Here is a 16,784-nt window from a genome sequence, read left to right as displayed (position 1 = left end):
GATAGTGGCAAACCTATGAACGCGACCCTGCTGGGTCAAGCGCGGTCACGCCGAGATGATGGATGCCAGCTCGGCCTCCAGCGCGGAAGCGGAAATCTCCATCAATTCAGAGGTTTCGGTCCAAAGCAGCGCCGCCCGCACCGGGCGTTGGGGATAGAGCTTGCCGAGCACCGCCCGGTACAGCGCGAGCTGGCGGACATAGCCCCTCGGCGTTTCCTCGGGCCGGCCCGGCGGGGCGTGGTTGGTCTTGAAATCGACAATCAGGATCTCGCGCTCGGTCACCACGAGGCGGTCGATCTGCCCGGATACCAGCACCGGCCGGCCGCCCGGCCGCTCCAGCCGCCCGACGATCGAGACTTCGGCGCGGCTTCCGGGGGCGAAAGCGTGCGCAAACCGCGCATCGGCGATCAAGGCGAGCGTGCTTTCGGCCAGCACCTGCCGCTCCTCCTCGGTCCAGCCATCGGCATTGCGGGCCAGATAGGTCAGCGCGGCCTCGCGGCGGCGCTCGGCGGCGACATCGGGCAGCGACTGCAGAAGCCGGTGCACCAATGTGCCGCGCTGCAGAGCGCGGGCGCGCTTCGTGAGCGACTCCGCCGTACGTACCGGGCGGCTGTCGCTGTCAGCGGGGTCCGAAGGCCGCAACAGACTTTCCGGGGAAATCTCGGGCTGCGCCGGCGTCAGTAGCCAGGTGGGCAGCACGATCGGCGCCGCCGGGGACGACGCGGCAGGCGGAGCGGCCGAGGGTGCGGACTCCTCGGGCCGCGTATAACGCTTTACCCGGCCGATGGCGGTCTCGATCTCCTGAAGCTGCAAGGCGGAGCCGTCGAGCCCCTTGGCGATCAGATCGTACCACGACAGCGGCCGGACGCTCTTCATATTGCCGGGCAAGCAGCCGCCGACGATCAGGCGGTCCGCTGCACGCGTCATCGCGACATAGAGCAGGCGGCGGTATTCATCCTCGGTATCGTCGATCATCGCGGCGCGGGCGGCGGCGACAGCCGGGGGGTCCTCCGCCTTGCGGCCGGCCCACACCACCACACCCGGCGCATGCGGATCGGCATTGCCCAGCGGCAGGTTGATGAGCTTCAGCCGCTGCGTATCCGAGGGAGACGTCGTGGTGTCCACCAGGAACACGACGGACGCTTCCAGGCCCTTGGCGCCGTGCACGGTCATGACGCGAACCTCGTCGCGCGAGATCTCCATGTCGCGCTTCACTTCGAGATCGGCGGTGCGCAACCAGGCCATGAAACCCTGCAGCGAGGCCGGCGCCTTGCGTTCATGGCTCAGCGCCAGCTCCAGAAACTCATCCAGCGCGTCGTTCGCCTCGTGCCCAAGCCGCCGCAGGATTCGTGCGCGGCCGCCATCGCCGCCGAGCAGCCAGGCATAGAACGCAAACGGCGTTTCGCTGGCAAAGCGGCGCTCGCACTGTTCGAGCCGCCACAGTGCATCCCTCAGCCGGCCATCAGCCGCGGCGCGCGCGGCCAATGCGGTGCGCAACGATCCCTTGCGCTGCCAGGCGATCTTGAACAGGTCGTCATCGTCGAGCCCGAACAGCGGGCTCTTCAGCGCCACTGCCAGCGCCAGATCGTCCTGCGGCAGCAACAGCGCGTCGGCCAGGTTCATCAGGTCGATGATCGCGATGTGCTCGGTCAGCTTGAGGCGGTCGGCGCCGGCGACCGGGATACCGGCGTGCTTCAGCGCCTGGATCACGGCGTCAAACGCGTTGCCGCGCCGGCGCACCAAGACCAGCATGTCGCCATAGCGCAGCGGACGGCGGTCGTTCTTGCTGCCGGTCATCGCACCGCTGCCGACCAGCGCCTTGATCTCCGCCTGGATGCGCCGGGCCAGCTTCACTTCGGGGCTGGTCGCGGAGACGCCGTCGAACGGCGCGCGCCAGCCTTCGATATCCTGCCGATCATCGGCTTCCGCCAGCTCCCAGAGATCGATCTGGCCGGGACCTGCATCGGCCAGCGCGTGATGGATCGGATTGCCGATATCGACCGCGTGAATGCTGCGGTAGATATCCTGCTCGCGAAACACCTGATCGACCGCGTGAAGGATCTCGGGCCCGGAGCGGAACGAATAGGTAAAGGAAACCGGATCGAACTTCAGTCCGGCGCCCTCGAACTTCCTCTGCAACGCCCGGCGGCGCAGGTCGAATTCGCGCGGGGCGGCGCCCTGGAACGAAAAGATCGACTGTTTCTCGTCGCCGACCGCGAACACCGTTCGCACCACGCCGTCGCGCGCGCCGGCACCCGAAGTGAATTCGGAGATGATGTGCGCGACGATGTCCCATTGCCGCGGGCTGGTGTCCTGTGCCTCGTCAATCAGCACATGGTCGACGCCGCGATCGAGCTTGTAATGCACCCAGCCCGAGGAGACGCGGTCGAGCATTTCCAGCGTCTTGTCGATCAGGTCGTCATAGTCGAGCAGGCCGCGCTCCTGCTTCTCGCGGCGATAGTTCGCCGCTGCAGCGGTTGCGATATATAGCAGCGCCTCAGTACGGTCGCGTGCCACCAATGCGCGGCGACGTTCGATCAGGGGAAGCACGCGGCTGACTTCCGAATCGAACAATCGACCAACCGCAGGATTCTTTTTGACAAAGCTGTTGGTGACGACCGTTGCTCTTGGCGTGCGTTCATCTGTGAGAAATAATCCGAGATACGCGTCAACTTGGGCAGCCCCGGTAAATGCCAGCGCCTCTCGAAGCCGATCGGCCTGTTTCTGGTCGGCTTTACTGCTAGTATCCAGAACCAGGGCGACTTCCTGCCATTGCGATCGCGGCAGGTTGGGTCCTTCAACGATCTCACGCTCGACGTCTTCAATGCGATCATCGGGACCGACGCCGAGTGCTGCTGAAATCTGCGCTGCGGCTGCCTGCGCGTTGCCGGCGGCATCCGTCCAGGCCATGAAATGATCGCGGCTGAGACAGGCCTCGCGCACGACGTCCTTGAAGGTGACATCGGCAGCGCTCGCCATCGCCGTCATCAGCGCGCGCCCGGTCGCGCTGTCAGGGTTGCGCGACGCCTCGAGGAAGACGGCGAGATTGGCGCGCTCCATCATCTCATTCTGGTCGCGCTCGTCGAGCACGGCGAACCGCGCCGGCACATTGGCCTCGAACGGAAACTGCTGCAGCAGCCGCGTGCATAGCGCGTGGATGGTCTGCACCTTCAGCCCGCCCGGCGTCTCCAGCGCGCAGGCGAACAGTTTGCGCGCCGATTTGCGCAGGCGTGCGCTGGGATGGGGAATGCCGGCCTCGCGGATCGCCGCATCCAGCGCGTCGTCGTCGAGCGTCACCCAATGGCCCAGCGTGGTGAACACGCGCTCCGCCATGTTGGCGGCGGCGGCCTTGGTGAAGGTGATGCAGAGAATTTTCTCCGGCGCCACACCGTCGAGCAAGAGCCGGATCACCCGCTGCACCAGCACATGCGTCTTCCCCGAGCCGGCGTTTGCCGAAACGAAGGCGGACGCGGCCGGATCGGACGCGCGCGCTTGCGTCGCACGAACGGCGTCGGGGATGATGCGCCGGGCCTTCACCATTCCTCGATCCCCAGCCCGCCGGCCGCCGACCATTCCTTGATCCGGGCGAGGTCGTCATAGGCGCCGTAGCGGTTCGACCACATCGACAGGTTCAGAGAGGTATAGGCGGTCTCCACGTTCTCGAATTTGCGGATCAGCGCCTCGAGCTGTTCGCGCGCGTAGTCGGCCGCTTCGTCCGGCCGCTGCGGCGTATCGTTGTTCCTGATTTTCAGTTCCAGCGAGCGCTGCTCGCCGGGCGGATTGTTGCCGCTGAGCCTGACATAGACGAGTTCGCCGACGGATGAGCCGGCGTGGATATTCTCAAACCCGCCCTCGCGCAGGATTGCGGCCTCCAGCGTCAGTTGCGGCGACAGGCCCATCCGCACCTGCTTGCCGGTCGGCGGCTGTCCGGTCTTATAATCGAGGATCGCAAAGCTGCCGTCATGGCGCTGCTCGATCCGGTCGGCGCGCGCGGACAGCGTGAAGATGCGCTCGCTATCGAGCGGAATCTTGATCTCGCCCTTGATCTCGGCGGCAATCTTCTCGATGTCGTCGCGCCGCGCCTTTTCCCATTCCGCAAACCAGGCGGCGATGCGCTGAAACCGCGGCCACCACAGGGCGCGTGCCTCCGGCCGCTCCATCAGCGGGGCGAAATATTTCTCGCCGATGCCGCGCAGCGCCTGCGCGGGCTCTGGCGGAAGGACGTCGGCGAATTCTTGCGTGAATTCGCCGAGCGCGTCATGGATCGCCGAGCCGCGGTCGGCCGCCGACAATGGCATGTCGACGGGATCGAGCGGATCGAGGCGCAAAATATGCTTTGCGTAGATCGTATAGGGATCGCGCAGCCAGTCCTCGATCGCCGTGACCGACAGCTTGAGTGGCCGCGTCTCGACCGGTGGCTTCGGCGCGGGCTGCTCGATCGGCTTGACCTCGTCGGGCTGATCCAGTTCGGCGGCGAAGCGGACGTAGTTTTCTCCGGCACGTTTGGCTTCCTCCCAGCGCGGTTCACCGGCCACCGCCTCCAGGCGGTGCAGGAAGCGCGAGGCGACCGCCGGCGCGCCGCCGACTTTCGCCGCATGGGTGAGAATCACATCTGGCGTGCCCAGCAATTGCGCGAAGTCGTGGGCTGAGAGGCCGATGCGCCGCTCCGGCAGGTCGAGACCGAGTTCATGGCGCATCGGCCGGCTGAGCCATGGATCGACTCGCGGCGCCGGCGGCCACACGCCTTCGACCAGCCCGCCAAGGATGACGCGGTCGGATTCGGTCAGCCGCGCTTCGAGCTGGCCGTAGATCTGGAGCTGCGCGTCGGCGGATTCCGGACGCCGCACCATGCGGTCGGCATAGGCAGTCTGGAACACATCGGGGTAATCGCCGAGCTGAACCATCAGGCCGCTCGGCTTTTGCTCGGCCAGCAGGTCGTCGAACGCCGCTGACAATGCCGAGCCCTGCGCCTCCTCGAAGACGATCGCAATTCCGTTTTGATCCGAGGACAGCGCGATCAGCGTTTCACGATGGCGCAGCGCCAGTTCGGCGAAATCGTACGGCTTTGATGAGCCCATGATTTCCAGCGGCGATAGCGCCTTCTGCAACGCCGCGATCAGCGCCTGGGCCTGATCGAGTTCGTCATCCCTTAGTTTCGCGCGTGGCTCCGAGGCGTGAAGCGAGGAAGCTTCCTTGCGCCGGAGTTTTCCGAGCTCGACGCGGACGCGATCGAAGTCGCGCGCCAGGCCGGCCGTTCCTGCCTGCGGCCGGGTGCCGCGCAGCAGCGCCAGTTCGAGGGTCTCGATGGCGTGCTTGAACGCGCCGAATGCACCACCAAGCCGAAACAGCGGATGTTTCAGTAGCGCGAGCAGCGTCGGGGGCTCCAGCCCCTGGGCGGCGGCTTCTGCGGCGAGGCGGGCAAAAATGCCGCATGGCGTGTCCATCAGCGCGTCGCCACCGGAATCATCAAATTCGAGATTCCAGCGCCTCAGCGCCGCCATCACCCGCCGTGCCAGCGCGCGATCCGGCGTCACCAGCGCGGCGGATTTACCGAGGTGCCGCGCCTCGCGCATCGCCACCGCAATCGCCAGCGCTTCCATCTCCGAATTGGGCGCTTCGACGACGGCGAGATTTGCCATGCCGGCAGCGATCTTCGCGGCAACATCCGGCTGCGCCAGTCGGTCGTGCCATTGCTCGGTCGCCGTCGACGGGCGCATCGTCTCCGATACCAGTACTTCCCGGCCCTGCTGTGCCGGCGTGCCGAGAATTTCGACGTCGCTTCGCTTGAAGCCAAAGCGATCCAGCAATCCATGCATCGCGAATTGCGGGTGGTTCGAGGAGGGCTGCGTGGTGAATTTGCCGTGCGCGTCCCTGACGCCGCCAATCGTCTGCCAGGCTTCCTCGTCGAGATCAGTGTCGAGCCCCGGCAGCACCACCGCGCCCTGCTTCAGATGGGCTACGGCAGTGAGGAACTTCGCGGTTGCCGGCATTGAGCCGGTCGAACCTGCCGCCACCACCGGTCCCTCATGATGTGCGGTCAGGCGCGCGGCTTCCGCCTCAATCAGGCGGTCGCGCCGTTCCGCAGGTTCGATGCGGCCGATTTCCTTTAAGTGTTCCGGCCATGCCTTGCGCGCGATGCGCAGGAATTCCAGCGAGTGCTGCCAATATTTGTCGAACTGGTCGGGTACCAATTTGTCGAGTGCCTCCCAGGCGACGCCGCGCGTCACCATGTCGTCCATCAACCGCGCCAGATCGCCGGCTAGCGCCAGCGTCGAGGCCGGGCCGCCGACCACGAGCGGCGCCGACACCGGGCTTTTTGCCCATGCCGCAACCAGATGCGCCAGCGTCAGGCGGCGCTCCAGTTCGCCAAGTTTTGGCGGAACGTCGAGCGGCGCGACGCCGCTGAATTGTTCGGAACCTTCCGCAAACGCCAGCTCGTCCTCGTCGATGTCGCCGAGCGCTACGATGCGCGGCAGGATCGCAGCATCGGTCTTCAGCTCATCAAGAAATATCTCCCGCGCCAGCCGCCCGGCGCGCCGGGTCGGCAGATAGAGCGTCGCCGTTGCGAGATTCAGCGGATCCTTTCGCGCCTCGAATCCCTCGACCAGCCGGCCGTCGACCAGCGCCGCGATGACGGTGCGCAGGAACGGTGCGGAGACGGGAACGCTGAAAACGCGCATGGGCTTCCTGATTCGAGGTCAGACGCCAATATAGGGAGCGAGGAGGGAGAGGTCATGCGGGTGAGGCCGGCGTCCCCGCTACTCACTGCCAAAGCAGTCGCCATTCTACTTTGCATGGGGTTGTTTTCGCGGTTTTTGTCTGAGCCCTGCGGGCGGACCGCCGAAGAGCGCGTAGGGTGGGCACGCTGCGCCCACCCCACGAATCTGTGGGCGATAGCTACGCCACGCTCTCCAGAAACGCCTCTTCCGCCGCTTGCACTGCGTCGGGGGTTCCGACGTGCATCCAGACGCCGTCGAGCCTCAGGCCAAACAGCCGCTCCTGCTCGTTGGCGCGGTCGAACATCTTGGTCAGCGAGAACTCGCCGATGGGTGCGTCGGCAAACAGCGCGGGCGACATGATCGCGGCCCCCGCATAGACGAACGGCACCACCTGGTGTTCGCGCCGCTTGCGCAGCGCGCCATCCGGCAGCATGGCGTAGTCGCCACGGCCGGCATAGCCGATGCTGCTCGTGGTCGGCGCCATCAAGAGCAGGATGTCCATGCGATCGGGATCGAAGGTTTCGGCAAGCCGCGTCAGATTGGGCCGCACGCCGTCGATCCACATCGTATCGGCGTTGACATGGAAGAACGGCTCCTTGCCGAGCAGCGGCAGCGCCTTCACCACCGCGCCACCGGTGCCGAGCACCTGGTCGCGTTCGTCGGAAATGATGATGCGGGGCCGGCTACGGTTCGCCGTGTGCTGGATGATCTGGTCCGGCAGGTAATGCACGTTGACCACGGCCTCGCCGACGTCGGCGCCGGCTAGCTTGTCGAGCACGTGATCAAGCAACGGCTGGCCGGCCACACTCACCAGCGGCTTCGGCATATGGTCGGTCAGTGGGCGCATGCGCAAACCGAGACCGGCGGCAAGGACCATGGCTTTGGTAGGCGTAACGGACATTTTTGGAGTTTCTCGAACCATCAAATTGCGCCGCGGATCATACCACGGCGCTTCGCATGAACCCAGCCAACCATGAGGCCTTAGTGGGCGCACATGACGGCCGTACGACGGCGCCGGCGCTTGCCAACTTCAGGCGTCAGCGTCCTCGGCCCCGCGCTTGGCCATTTTCTTTTTCTTGTCGCCCTGCTTCAGGAAATTGACGCCGATCTGGTCGCCATTGACCCAGGCCAGCTCGCAGCGCCGATAGGCCAATCCCGTCGACGACAGCAGCAGGAAGAATTCCTTCAGATGCAGGCCCTCGACCGAGCCTTCGACCGTCAGCTTGGCGCCGGTCTCGGAGACGTCTTCCATCACGCAATCACGCCGCCAGGTGCCGTCGATTCCCATCATGTGCGCCGCAAAGCCGCGCTCGAACACGACTCGATCTCCCTTGCGCCGTTCCGCCGCCGCCATGGCCGTCCTTCCGTTTCAAAAGATGCTGGCCACGCCTGCGCAGCGCGCCGGTTCCAGATTAAATGCGGGGTGGCTAACAGGAGGTAAATCAGGACAGCGGCGGCGGCACGTTGGCGGCATACCATTCGCGAAACGCCGCCAGCGCGGGGTGCGCCAGCGAGCGGTTCAGGTAGGTCCAGATCCGGGGCTGGTGGCGCAGATATTGCGGCTTGCCGTCGCGCCCGTTGAGCCGGGCGAAGGTACCGAGCAGGCGCGTATTACGCTGCGCCGACATGATGGCGTAGAGCTCGGCAAAGCTGGCCGGATCGAATTGGCCATCTGCCGCGCGGCGCGCCTTGATGTAGCGGGTCAAAAGCGACAACTCGAGTGGTTCGGGGACGTCGATCCGCGCGTCCTGCAGCAGGGAAACCAGATCGTAGGCGGCAGGGCCCAATGCGGCGTCCTGGAAGTCGATGATGCCGACACGTAAAATCCCGGTGCGATCGTCGAGCCAGATGATGTTGGGCGAATGAAAATCACGCAGCACCCAGGTTCGCGGAGCAGCCGCCGGCTTTTCGAGTAGCGTTCGCCACATCGCGATGAATTCGTCGCGTTGTTGCGGACTGACTTCAGCGCCGCGAACCGGCAGATACCATTCGAGCATCAGCCCGATCTCCACCAGCCATGCATCGATATCGTAGACCGGAATTTCGTAAGAGCCCTGCTGCCCAAGCGGCGCCGTTTCGGGCAGGGTTTCGCGGTGTAACGCCGCGAGCATGTCGGTTGCCGCCTCATAGCGCTCGGCGACCGGCCGCGGCGGATCGCCTTCGACGATGCCGGCGCTGCCGAAATCCTCGGTGATCAGAAAACCGGAATCGAGATCGGCGTGGCGGATCGCGGGCGCCGAGAAGCCGTGTGCACGCAGGCCATTGTCGATGGCGACGAACGGCTTGACATCCTCGGCGAGATGAACGGCCGCGCTGTAGGATTTTCCGCCATAGATCGCCGGTCCATCCGGACGGCGCGGCGAATTCATCAGGATGGATGTGCCATCGTCGCCGATCAGACGCGCATAGGAGCGCGTCGAGGCGTCGCCGGGCATGCGCTCGCGCGCTGCATCCAGAAAGCCTGCCTCAGCGAGAAATTTGCGCAAGCTGCTTAGTCGCGCCACCTGCGCCGCTGCCTTGCCATAGCCGGTGATTTCGGCGGCCCGTGCGCTCGATCCGAGCGCGGGACGATGGCTGAAGGCGATGTCAATGCGATCTTCGGGCAGTGCGTCGGGTGCGCGCTCCGGCCACTCGATCAGCGCCAGCGTGTCCTCCGGCAGTGGCGACAAGCCGATTTCCTCCAGCTCGCTCGAATCGTTGATGCGGTAGAGATCGGCGTGGACAATCGGAAATGGCAGCTCGTAGCTCTGCGCCAGCGTGAAAGTCGGGCTCGGCACTTCGAGCGCGGGATCGTCGGCGAGATAACGGATCATGGCGCGCGCCGCCGCGGTCTTTCCCGCGCCGAGATCGCCCGACAGCGTAATGACGTCGCCGGGGCCGACCAGCAGCGCGAGGTCGGCCATCAGATGCGCCGTTGCCGCCTCGTTCGCCAACGCCACCGTAAATGTCGCGGGCGCGGTCATTCGGCAGCGTTACGGTGGGCGTTCTGGTCGATCGGGAAATCGCAGGTGACGGTCGTGCCTCTGCCGACGACTGAGTCGACGCGCACCTTGCCGCCATGCAGTTCGACGAACGAGCGTACCAGCGACAGGCCGAGGCCGGCGCCGCGGTGGCGCGAGCCGTGGGAGTGGCTCTCGAACCAGTCGAATACCTTGTCTTTCACCTCGGCGGGAATGCCGGGGCCGGAATCGGAGACGGTGAAGATCACGCGGTGCTCGGTTCGCCGCGCGCTGATCGTGACCGCGGCATCGTGCGGCGAGAACCCGACGGCGTTGGCAAGCAGGTTATAGAGCACTTGCACCACGCGCCGCTCGTCGCCGGTGAAGTTGCCGATCTCAGGATCGATATCGACCTTGAGCTCGATGCGGTCGGTCGCCAGCCGGTCCTGGATGCCTTCGGCGGCGGCCTGAATGGCTTTTTCGATATTGACCGGGCCGAGCTCGAGCTTCATGGCGCCGGCATCAATGGTGGCGAGATCGAGGATGTTGTTGGTGAGAGCGAGCAGCGCGTTGGTCGACTTGGTAACGTAGTCGAGATACTCGGCCTGCTTAGGCGTCAGCGGGCCGGTCGAGGGATCGCTAAGGAAATGTGCAAAGCCGATGATGGTGGTCAGCGGTGCGCGCAGCTCGTAAGACACGTGGTGGACGAAATCCACCTTCATCTGGTCGGCAGCTTCCAGCGCCTCGTTGCGCTCGCGCAGCGCGCGCTCGACATTTTCGGTGTCGGTGATGTCCTGGAACGTCAAAAGCGTCGCGCCGTCGGGTAGCGGCATGGTCATGCAATCCAGCACGCTGCCGTCCTTGCGTTCGAGTTTCAGCGCCACCTGCGCCCGGTTCTCGATCGCGGTGATCGCCTCGCGCAGCGCCCGCCAGGTCAGCGCGTCGTCGAACAGCGGCTTGCACCACGCTTCCACGGTCTCGATGTGGGGCTGCTCTTTGAGCGATTCCGCCGAGAGCTTCCACATTTTCAGGAAAGCGGGATTGAACAGTTCCACACGGCCGTTGCTACCGAACACGGCGACCGCTTCAGCCAGATTGTCGAGCGTTTCATGCTGGACCCGGGTCAGCCGGTCATAGCGGCGTGCGAGATCGAGGCTCTCGGTGACATTGTCGAACAGATAGGTGACGCCGCCTTCGAGGTTCGGCGTGGTGACGACGCTGACGGCGCGGCCGTCGGGCAGAAACCAGGTGTAGTTCTCCGGCTCGACGGCGCGGTAGGCGTTGTGGAGCTTGGCCTTCCAGGCGCGGAAATCGGGCTGTTCGGGCAGTTTGCGCGCCGCGCGCAGCCGGTCGAGCACGCTTGAATCGTCGGGGTTGGAATCGAGGAAGGCTTGATCGAGGCCCCACAGCCGCCGGTAGGATTCGTTGTAGAAGGCAAGCCGCCGCTGGCCGTCGAATACGGCAACCCCCGACGACAACTGGTCGAGGGTGCGGCGGTGGGCTTCCGCCATCCGCTCCATGGCGTCGCGCAACTGGGTCGCCTCGCTGGCGTCGATGGCGATGCCGGCGCTGCCGCCGCCGAGCTTGAGCGCCTGAACATCATAGATGCGTCGCTCGCCGCCGACCACGATCGGCAGCCGCGCGGCGTAGGTGGAATTGTCGTTCAGCACCCGGCCCATCTCGGAACGTTGGTCGTTCTCCAGGAGCTCGAGGTTGCGGTAGATCGTGTCCGCGACGCTTGCGCCTTCGGTGGCCCGCACATAGGCCGCGTTCGCGTAACGCAGATTGCCCTCGGCGCTCTTGGCCCAGATCGGCCAGGGCGCCGCGGCGGCGAAGTTGCGCAACAACTCGGTCTCCTCCAAAAGCGTCCTGTAGCGGAGATTGGATTCGGCGAGTTCACGGCGCAAGCCGCCGAGTTCGCGAATCCGCACAATGGCTTGTCCCCCAATGGCACGGCCCATCGCTTCGATGGCGCGGCCGCTCGAGGTGGAGAGGTTGAGCAGAAAACCTTCGCCAGCCTCGCGCAGCGCGTCGACCGCACGGTCCATGCGCAGCGCCGGTTCCGGCGGCAGCCAGGTTCCAAAGGCGAGAATGCGTTGCGGCGAATTCGACAGTGCTTCCTGCGAGATCAGAAGCGAAGTGTCGCCGCTGATCTGGGGCCGGTTGTCCCCCGCGGCCCAGGCGATCAGGATCTGCGGCTCGGCGAACAACAGCGCGCGCAGCCGGTCGGCCTGTACCTGCAGATCGGCGATGTCGGAGCGCAGGTCGAGTTCCGTCCGGGTGGCCCGAATGCGCGTGCGCATTAGCAGGATTGCGGCCACCACGGTAAAGCCGAGCAGCGATAGCGCCGTGGTCAGCGCCGCGAACTCCTGGTGATTGAGGGCGAACAAGGCGGAAATCGCCTGCGTGATGGTCAATTCGTCGGCCAAAGCGGGCTCCGGCAGCGCTGAGAAGGCGGTGGCGAGCGCAATCACGCCGTGGCGCGCCAGCGAGGTGCACGACAGCAGGGTTCGACGCATCGCAGCGACTACGCCCGACATTATTTGCCCCAAGAACGCATGACTGCAGGCACCACCCCCAGCGCATAATCCGCCAAAATGTGAGCGGTTTGCGTTGAGATTGTGCGCCGACTAAGGATTGAGCGCGCCCGGACACAAAACCGGACCCCACTTTTGCTGGTCGCGCTCTACACGAATCGGGTCGAGAGTATCCCCTTCGGAAGTCGACCGGTAAGAGTCCAGACCGTGAACGCAAAACTGCCTGTGAAAAAATCAAGGCGGCGTCGTTCCGAACCGTTCAAATTGAAAGGATTCAGCGGCCGGTCGAGCCAAAACCGCCACTGCCACGGCCGGTTGCCGTCAGCGAAGTGACGGGAACCAGTTCCGCTTGCACCACAGGCGCGATCACCATCTGCGCGATGCGCTCGCCGCGCTTGATTGGAAAGGGCGTATTGCCGTGGTTAATCAGGAGCACGTTGATCTCGCCGCGGTAATCCGCATCCACCGTGCCGGGCGAGTTCAGCACCGTGACGCCGTGTTTGGCGGCAAGCCCGGAGCGCGGCCGCACCTGCGCCTCATATCCGGAAGGCAGCGCGATCGTCAGCGCGGTCGGCACCATCGCGAATTTTCCGGGCGGGAGGATCAGCGGCGTATCCGCCGGCACCGCCGCGAGCAGGTCGAGCCCGGCGGCATCGGCGCTCTGATAGGCCGGCAGTGCGAGGCCCTCACCATGTGGCAGTTGGCAGACGTCGACCTTCACCATCACGCTCACGAATTCTTCTCCATGGTCTGCGCAATCTTCGCCACCAGTTCGGCTGCGACCTGTTCCTTGGTCATCACCGGCCAAGACTCCACTTTAATGCTGTCGACGTTGATCTCCTCGCCATCGCGCGTCAGCAGGTGAACAGTGTTGCGGTCGCCGCCCATCACACCGGAGGCAGGCGAAACGTCATTGGCGACGATCCAGTCGCAGCCCTTGCGCACGATCTTGGCCTTTGCATTGTCAATCAGATGTTCGGTCTCGGCGGCAAAACCGATCACCAGCGGCGGACGCTTCTCCTTCAGTTTCGAGATCGTCGCCAGAATGTCGGGATTTTCCACCAATGCGAGCTGCGGCATGCCGGCGGACGTCTTTTTTAGTTTCTGCTCGCCTTCATTGGCAACGCGCCAGTCGGCAACGGCGGCGGCGAAGATCGCGATGTCCGCCGGCAAGGCGGCTTCCACCCGATGCAGCATGTCACGCGCCGATTCGACCCGGATCACCGTGACGCCGGGGGGATCGCGCAAGTCGACCGGGCCGGACACCAGCGTGACGTCCGCGCCCGCGGCCTGTGCCGCGGCGGCGATGGCAAAACCCTGCTTGCCGGAGGAGCGGTTGGCGATATAGCGCACGGGATCGATCGCCTCATGCGTCGGCCCTGCCGTGATCAGCACGCGCTTGCCCGCGAGCGGACGCGGTCGCGGCGGGCGCAGGATATCGATGGCCGCGGCGGCAATCTCGACCGCCTCCGACATCCGCCCGATGCCGGCCTCATTGGACTCAGCCATTTCCCCGGCGGTGGGGCCGATCATGTGAACGCCGTCGCGGCGAAGCTGCATGACGTTGCGGCGGGTGGCGGCGTTGTTCCACATCAGGGGGTTCATCGCAGGCGCCAGCAGGATCGGCCGGTTGGCTGCCAGCAGGATGGCGGTAGCGAGATCGTCGGCATGGCCGTGCGCCATCTTCGCCATCAGGTCGGCGGTCGCCGGCGCCACGATGATCAGATCGCATTCGCGCGCCAGCCGGATATGGCCGGCGTCGAATTCGCTCTCGGGATTGAACAGGTCCGTATAGACGCGCTCATGCGACAGCGCGCTGGCCGAAAGCGGCGTGACGAATTGCTGGGCGGCCTTGGTTAGCACGCAGCGGACGTGAATGTGTCGCTCCTTCAGCCGCCGGATCAGCTCCAGCGACTTGAACGCGGCAATGCCGCCGCCGATGATCAGGGTGACGTTCCGCGTGCTGGAGGCGCTGGCCGACGGCGCTGCCTCTGCGGAGGGTAGTGTGGCGCCTGATAGTTCGGGACGCCCTTGGATGAGTTCTCCCAGGATGACCCGGACTTCCTCTTCGACGGAGCGGCCGTTTCCCGCCGACCGGAGCCGCAAATAGGCTTTGACGGCTTCATCGAGTTTTCGGATGGTCAGGCTGGCCATAGGGCGGCCTCCGGCAAAAATTATGCAGTCAATGCTAGCAAGATATGCCGGCATTGCAATCACAACTGCAGGATCGCAAGCAGAATTCCGATAAAGGTCGCCGCAATGATCCAGAGCGCCACCGTGCGCCAACGGCTCTTGCGGCCTTCGGCACGGCCCAGGGCCGCAATAGTCTCCGGCGACAGCGTCAGGCCCTCGCGGGTCATCTTTTCCATGTTCTCAATCACGGCAACCGCCCGCGAGGCGATCGCCGGCAGGCCCGTCATCACGCGGCCGAGTTCGCCGGCGCCGGTCATGGCGCCCTGAACCCGCCCGAGCGGGCCGAGATTGCGCTCGATCCATTCGCGCACCACCGGATCGGCCACCTTCCAGATATCGAGCTTGGGGTCGAAGCCGCGCGCGACGCCTTCGACCACCACCATGGTCTTCTGCAGCAGGATCAGTTCGGGCCGGGTCTGCATGTCGAACAGGCCGGTGACCTCGAGCAGCAGGGTCAGCAGCTTCGCCATCGAGATTTCTTCGGCGGTGCGGTTGTGGATCGGCTCGCCGATGGCGCGGATGGCCTGCGCGAAATTTTCCACCGAATGATGCCCCGGCACGTAGCCGGCCTCGAAATGGACTTCCGCGACGCGACGGTAGTCGCGCGTGATGAAGCCCAACAGAATTTCGGCGAGGAAGCGCCGCTCCTTCACGCCGAGCCGGCCCATGATGCCGAAATCGACCGCCACAAGCCGTCCGGTGTCGTCGAGAAACAGATTGCCGGGATGCATATCGGCATGAAAGAAGCCGTCGCGCAGCGCGTGGCGCAGGAAACTCTGGATCACCTTGCGCCCGAGGTCGGGCAAATCGACTTGCGCTGCTTCGAGGCGCGCATGGTCGTTCAGTGCGATGCCGTCAATCCACTCCATCGTCAGCACGTTATGAGTGGTGCGGTCCCAGTCGACCGCCGGCACGCGGAAATCCGGATCGTCGCGGGTGTTCTCCGCCATCTCGGAAAGAGCGGCAGCCTCAAGCCGCAGGTCCATCTCCATCGCGACCGTGCGCGACATCGTGTTGATGACCTCGATCAGCCGCAGCCGCCGCGCTTCGGCCGAATGCGCTTCCGCGTTGTGCGCGACAAAGAAGAAGTCGGAGAGGTCGCGGCGAAAGCGCGAGGCGACGTTGGGCCGGAGCACCTTTACCGCGACCGGCTGGCGCACGCCATTGCGCTCGATCTCGCCGCGATGCACCTGCGCGATGGACGCGGCGGCGACCGCCGGGCCGAGGCTGACAAAGGCCTTAGCCACAGAGCGTTCCAGCGACAGTGCGATCACCGCCTCCGCTTCACTTTGCGAAAACGGCGGCAGCCGGTCCTGCAGGCTTTCCAGGTCGCGCGCCATCGCAACCCCGACCACGTCGGGGCGGGTCGCCAGAAACTGTCCGAGCTTGAGGTAGGCCGGTCCCAGCCGCGTCAGCGCGCGGGATAGTCGCGGGCCGGATTTGGCACCGGGCCGCTCGATCAATCGCGCCAGCCGCAGCGCGAGCTGCCCGGGCGCCGGCACCAGGCTCGGATCAACGACGCCGAACACGCCCTCGCGCGCGAACACGTAAGCGGCGCGGACAAGCCGCGCGATGTGGGTCGCCGCAGAAATCACAAGCGCCAGCCCGAATGCAGCGCCACGATCCCGCCGGACAGGCTTTCCCACTTCACCCGCGCAAAGCCGGCGCCGCGGATCATCTCGGCAAATACATTGGGCCGGGGAAATTTCCGGATCGATTCGACGAGATACTGATAGGATTCGGCATCGCCGGTCACGGCGCGGCCGAGCGGTGGGATCACCTTGAACGAGAACTGGTCGTACAGCCAGTCCAGTCCGGGAACGTCGACGGTGGAGAATTCCAGACAGAGGAATCGGCTGCCCGGCCGCAGCACGCGATAGGCTTCGCGCAGCGCAACATCGATCCGCGGCACGTTGCGAATGCCGAAGGCGATCGTGTAGGCGTCGAACGAACGATCCGGGAAAGCCAGCGTCTCGGCATTGCCTTCGACGAAGGACACCTGATGGTCGAGATGCTGCGCCAGCGCGCGGTTGTGACCCACTTCCAGCATATCCGTATTGATGTCGCAGACGGTGGCGCGGAAGCCAAAGCCTGCGGCCTTGGCCGCGCGGAAGGCGATGTCGCCGGTGCCGCCGGCGACATCAAGCAGCGCAAACGGCGCATCACTTTTCGGCGGGTTGAGCGCCGTGATCATGATGTCTTTCCAGACCCGGTGCAGGCCCGCCGACATCAGGTCGTTCATCAGGTCATAGCGCCTTGCCACGCTGTGAAACACGTCGTTCACCAGCGACTGCTTGTCCCCTAAGGGCACGTCCCTGAAGCCAAAATGGGTGGTTTGATCCGGCCGATCCATTAGATGTACTCCACTACCGGACCATAGCGCGCCCGTCGCAATG

9 protein-coding genes and 1 pseudogene are annotated in these 16,784 nt (G+C 65.1%); all 10 read right to left on the bottom strand.

Going from position 1 to position 16,784, the window contains the following annotated elements; all coding sequences use genetic code 11:
* Positions 1-13: 13 nt before the first annotated feature.
* The 10 genes and pseudogenes from addA to ubiE all read right to left on the bottom strand — a co-directional run bounded on the left by addA (position 14) and on the right by ubiE (position 16,741).
* A pseudogene (gene addA, locus V1278_RS02645) lies at positions 14-3,540 on the bottom strand (double-strand break repair helicase AddA).
* Positions 3,534-6,680 (bottom strand): double-strand break repair protein AddB, encoded by a 3,147-nt coding sequence (gene addB, locus V1278_RS02640; protein WP_334379617.1) that lies wholly within the window; start codon positions 6,678-6,680, stop codon positions 3,534-3,536. Before addB ends, addA begins: the two are co-directional and overlap by 7 nt.
* Before the next feature lie 217 nt (positions 6,681-6,897).
* On the bottom strand, positions 6,898-7,620 hold the full coding sequence (locus V1278_RS02635) for a nucleotidyltransferase family protein (RefSeq protein WP_334379616.1): 723 nt from the start codon (positions 7,618-7,620) through the stop codon (positions 6,898-6,900).
* Positions 7,621-7,749: 129 nt separating this feature from the next.
* Positions 7,750-8,073 (bottom strand): PilZ domain-containing protein, encoded by a 324-nt coding sequence (locus V1278_RS02630; protein WP_334365888.1) that lies wholly within the window; start codon positions 8,071-8,073, stop codon positions 7,750-7,752.
* Positions 8,074-8,161: 88 nt separating this feature from the next.
* On the bottom strand, positions 8,162-9,682 hold the full coding sequence (gene tsaE / locus V1278_RS02625) for a tRNA (adenosine(37)-N6)-threonylcarbamoyltransferase complex ATPase subunit type 1 TsaE (RefSeq protein ID WP_334379615.1): 1,521 nt from the start codon (positions 9,680-9,682) through the stop codon (positions 8,162-8,164).
* Positions 9,679-12,198 carry a PAS domain-containing sensor histidine kinase gene (locus tag V1278_RS02620; protein WP_334379613.1) on the bottom strand — a complete coding sequence of 840 codons (2,520 nt, stop codon included), beginning with the start codon at positions 12,196-12,198 and terminating at the stop codon, positions 9,679-9,681. Before V1278_RS02620 ends, tsaE begins: the two co-directional genes overlap by 4 nt.
* Before the next feature lie 271 nt (positions 12,199-12,469).
* Entirely contained in the window at positions 12,470-12,919 is a 450-nt protein-coding gene (dut, locus tag V1278_RS02615; protein WP_442893786.1) for a dUTP diphosphatase, read from the bottom strand.
* Positions 12,920-12,924: 5 nt separating this feature from the next.
* A complete protein-coding gene (gene coaBC, locus V1278_RS02610) occupies positions 12,925-14,349 on the bottom strand; it encodes a bifunctional phosphopantothenoylcysteine decarboxylase/phosphopantothenate--cysteine ligase CoaBC (RefSeq protein WP_334379610.1) in 1,425 nt (474 codons plus the stop codon).
* Positions 14,350-14,408: 59 nt separating this feature from the next.
* Positions 14,409-15,983, bottom strand: a complete 1,575-nt coding sequence (ubiB, locus tag V1278_RS02605; protein WP_334384082.1) for a 2-polyprenylphenol 6-hydroxylase — start codon at positions 15,981-15,983, stop codon at positions 14,409-14,411.
* Entirely contained in the window at positions 15,980-16,741 is a 762-nt protein-coding gene (gene ubiE / locus V1278_RS02600) for a bifunctional demethylmenaquinone methyltransferase/2-methoxy-6-polyprenyl-1,4-benzoquinol methylase UbiE (RefSeq protein WP_334379608.1), read from the bottom strand. The genes ubiB and ubiE overlap by 4 nt, the downstream gene beginning before the upstream one ends.
* Positions 16,742-16,784 lie beyond the last annotated feature (43 nt).

The organism is Bradyrhizobium sp. AZCC 1577, assembly GCF_036924575.1.
Taxonomy (GTDB): domain Bacteria; phylum Pseudomonadota; class Alphaproteobacteria; order Rhizobiales; family Xanthobacteraceae; genus Bradyrhizobium.
Note: the sequence above shows the minus strand (reverse complement) of the source record. Positions and strands in the feature narration are given on the sequence as shown.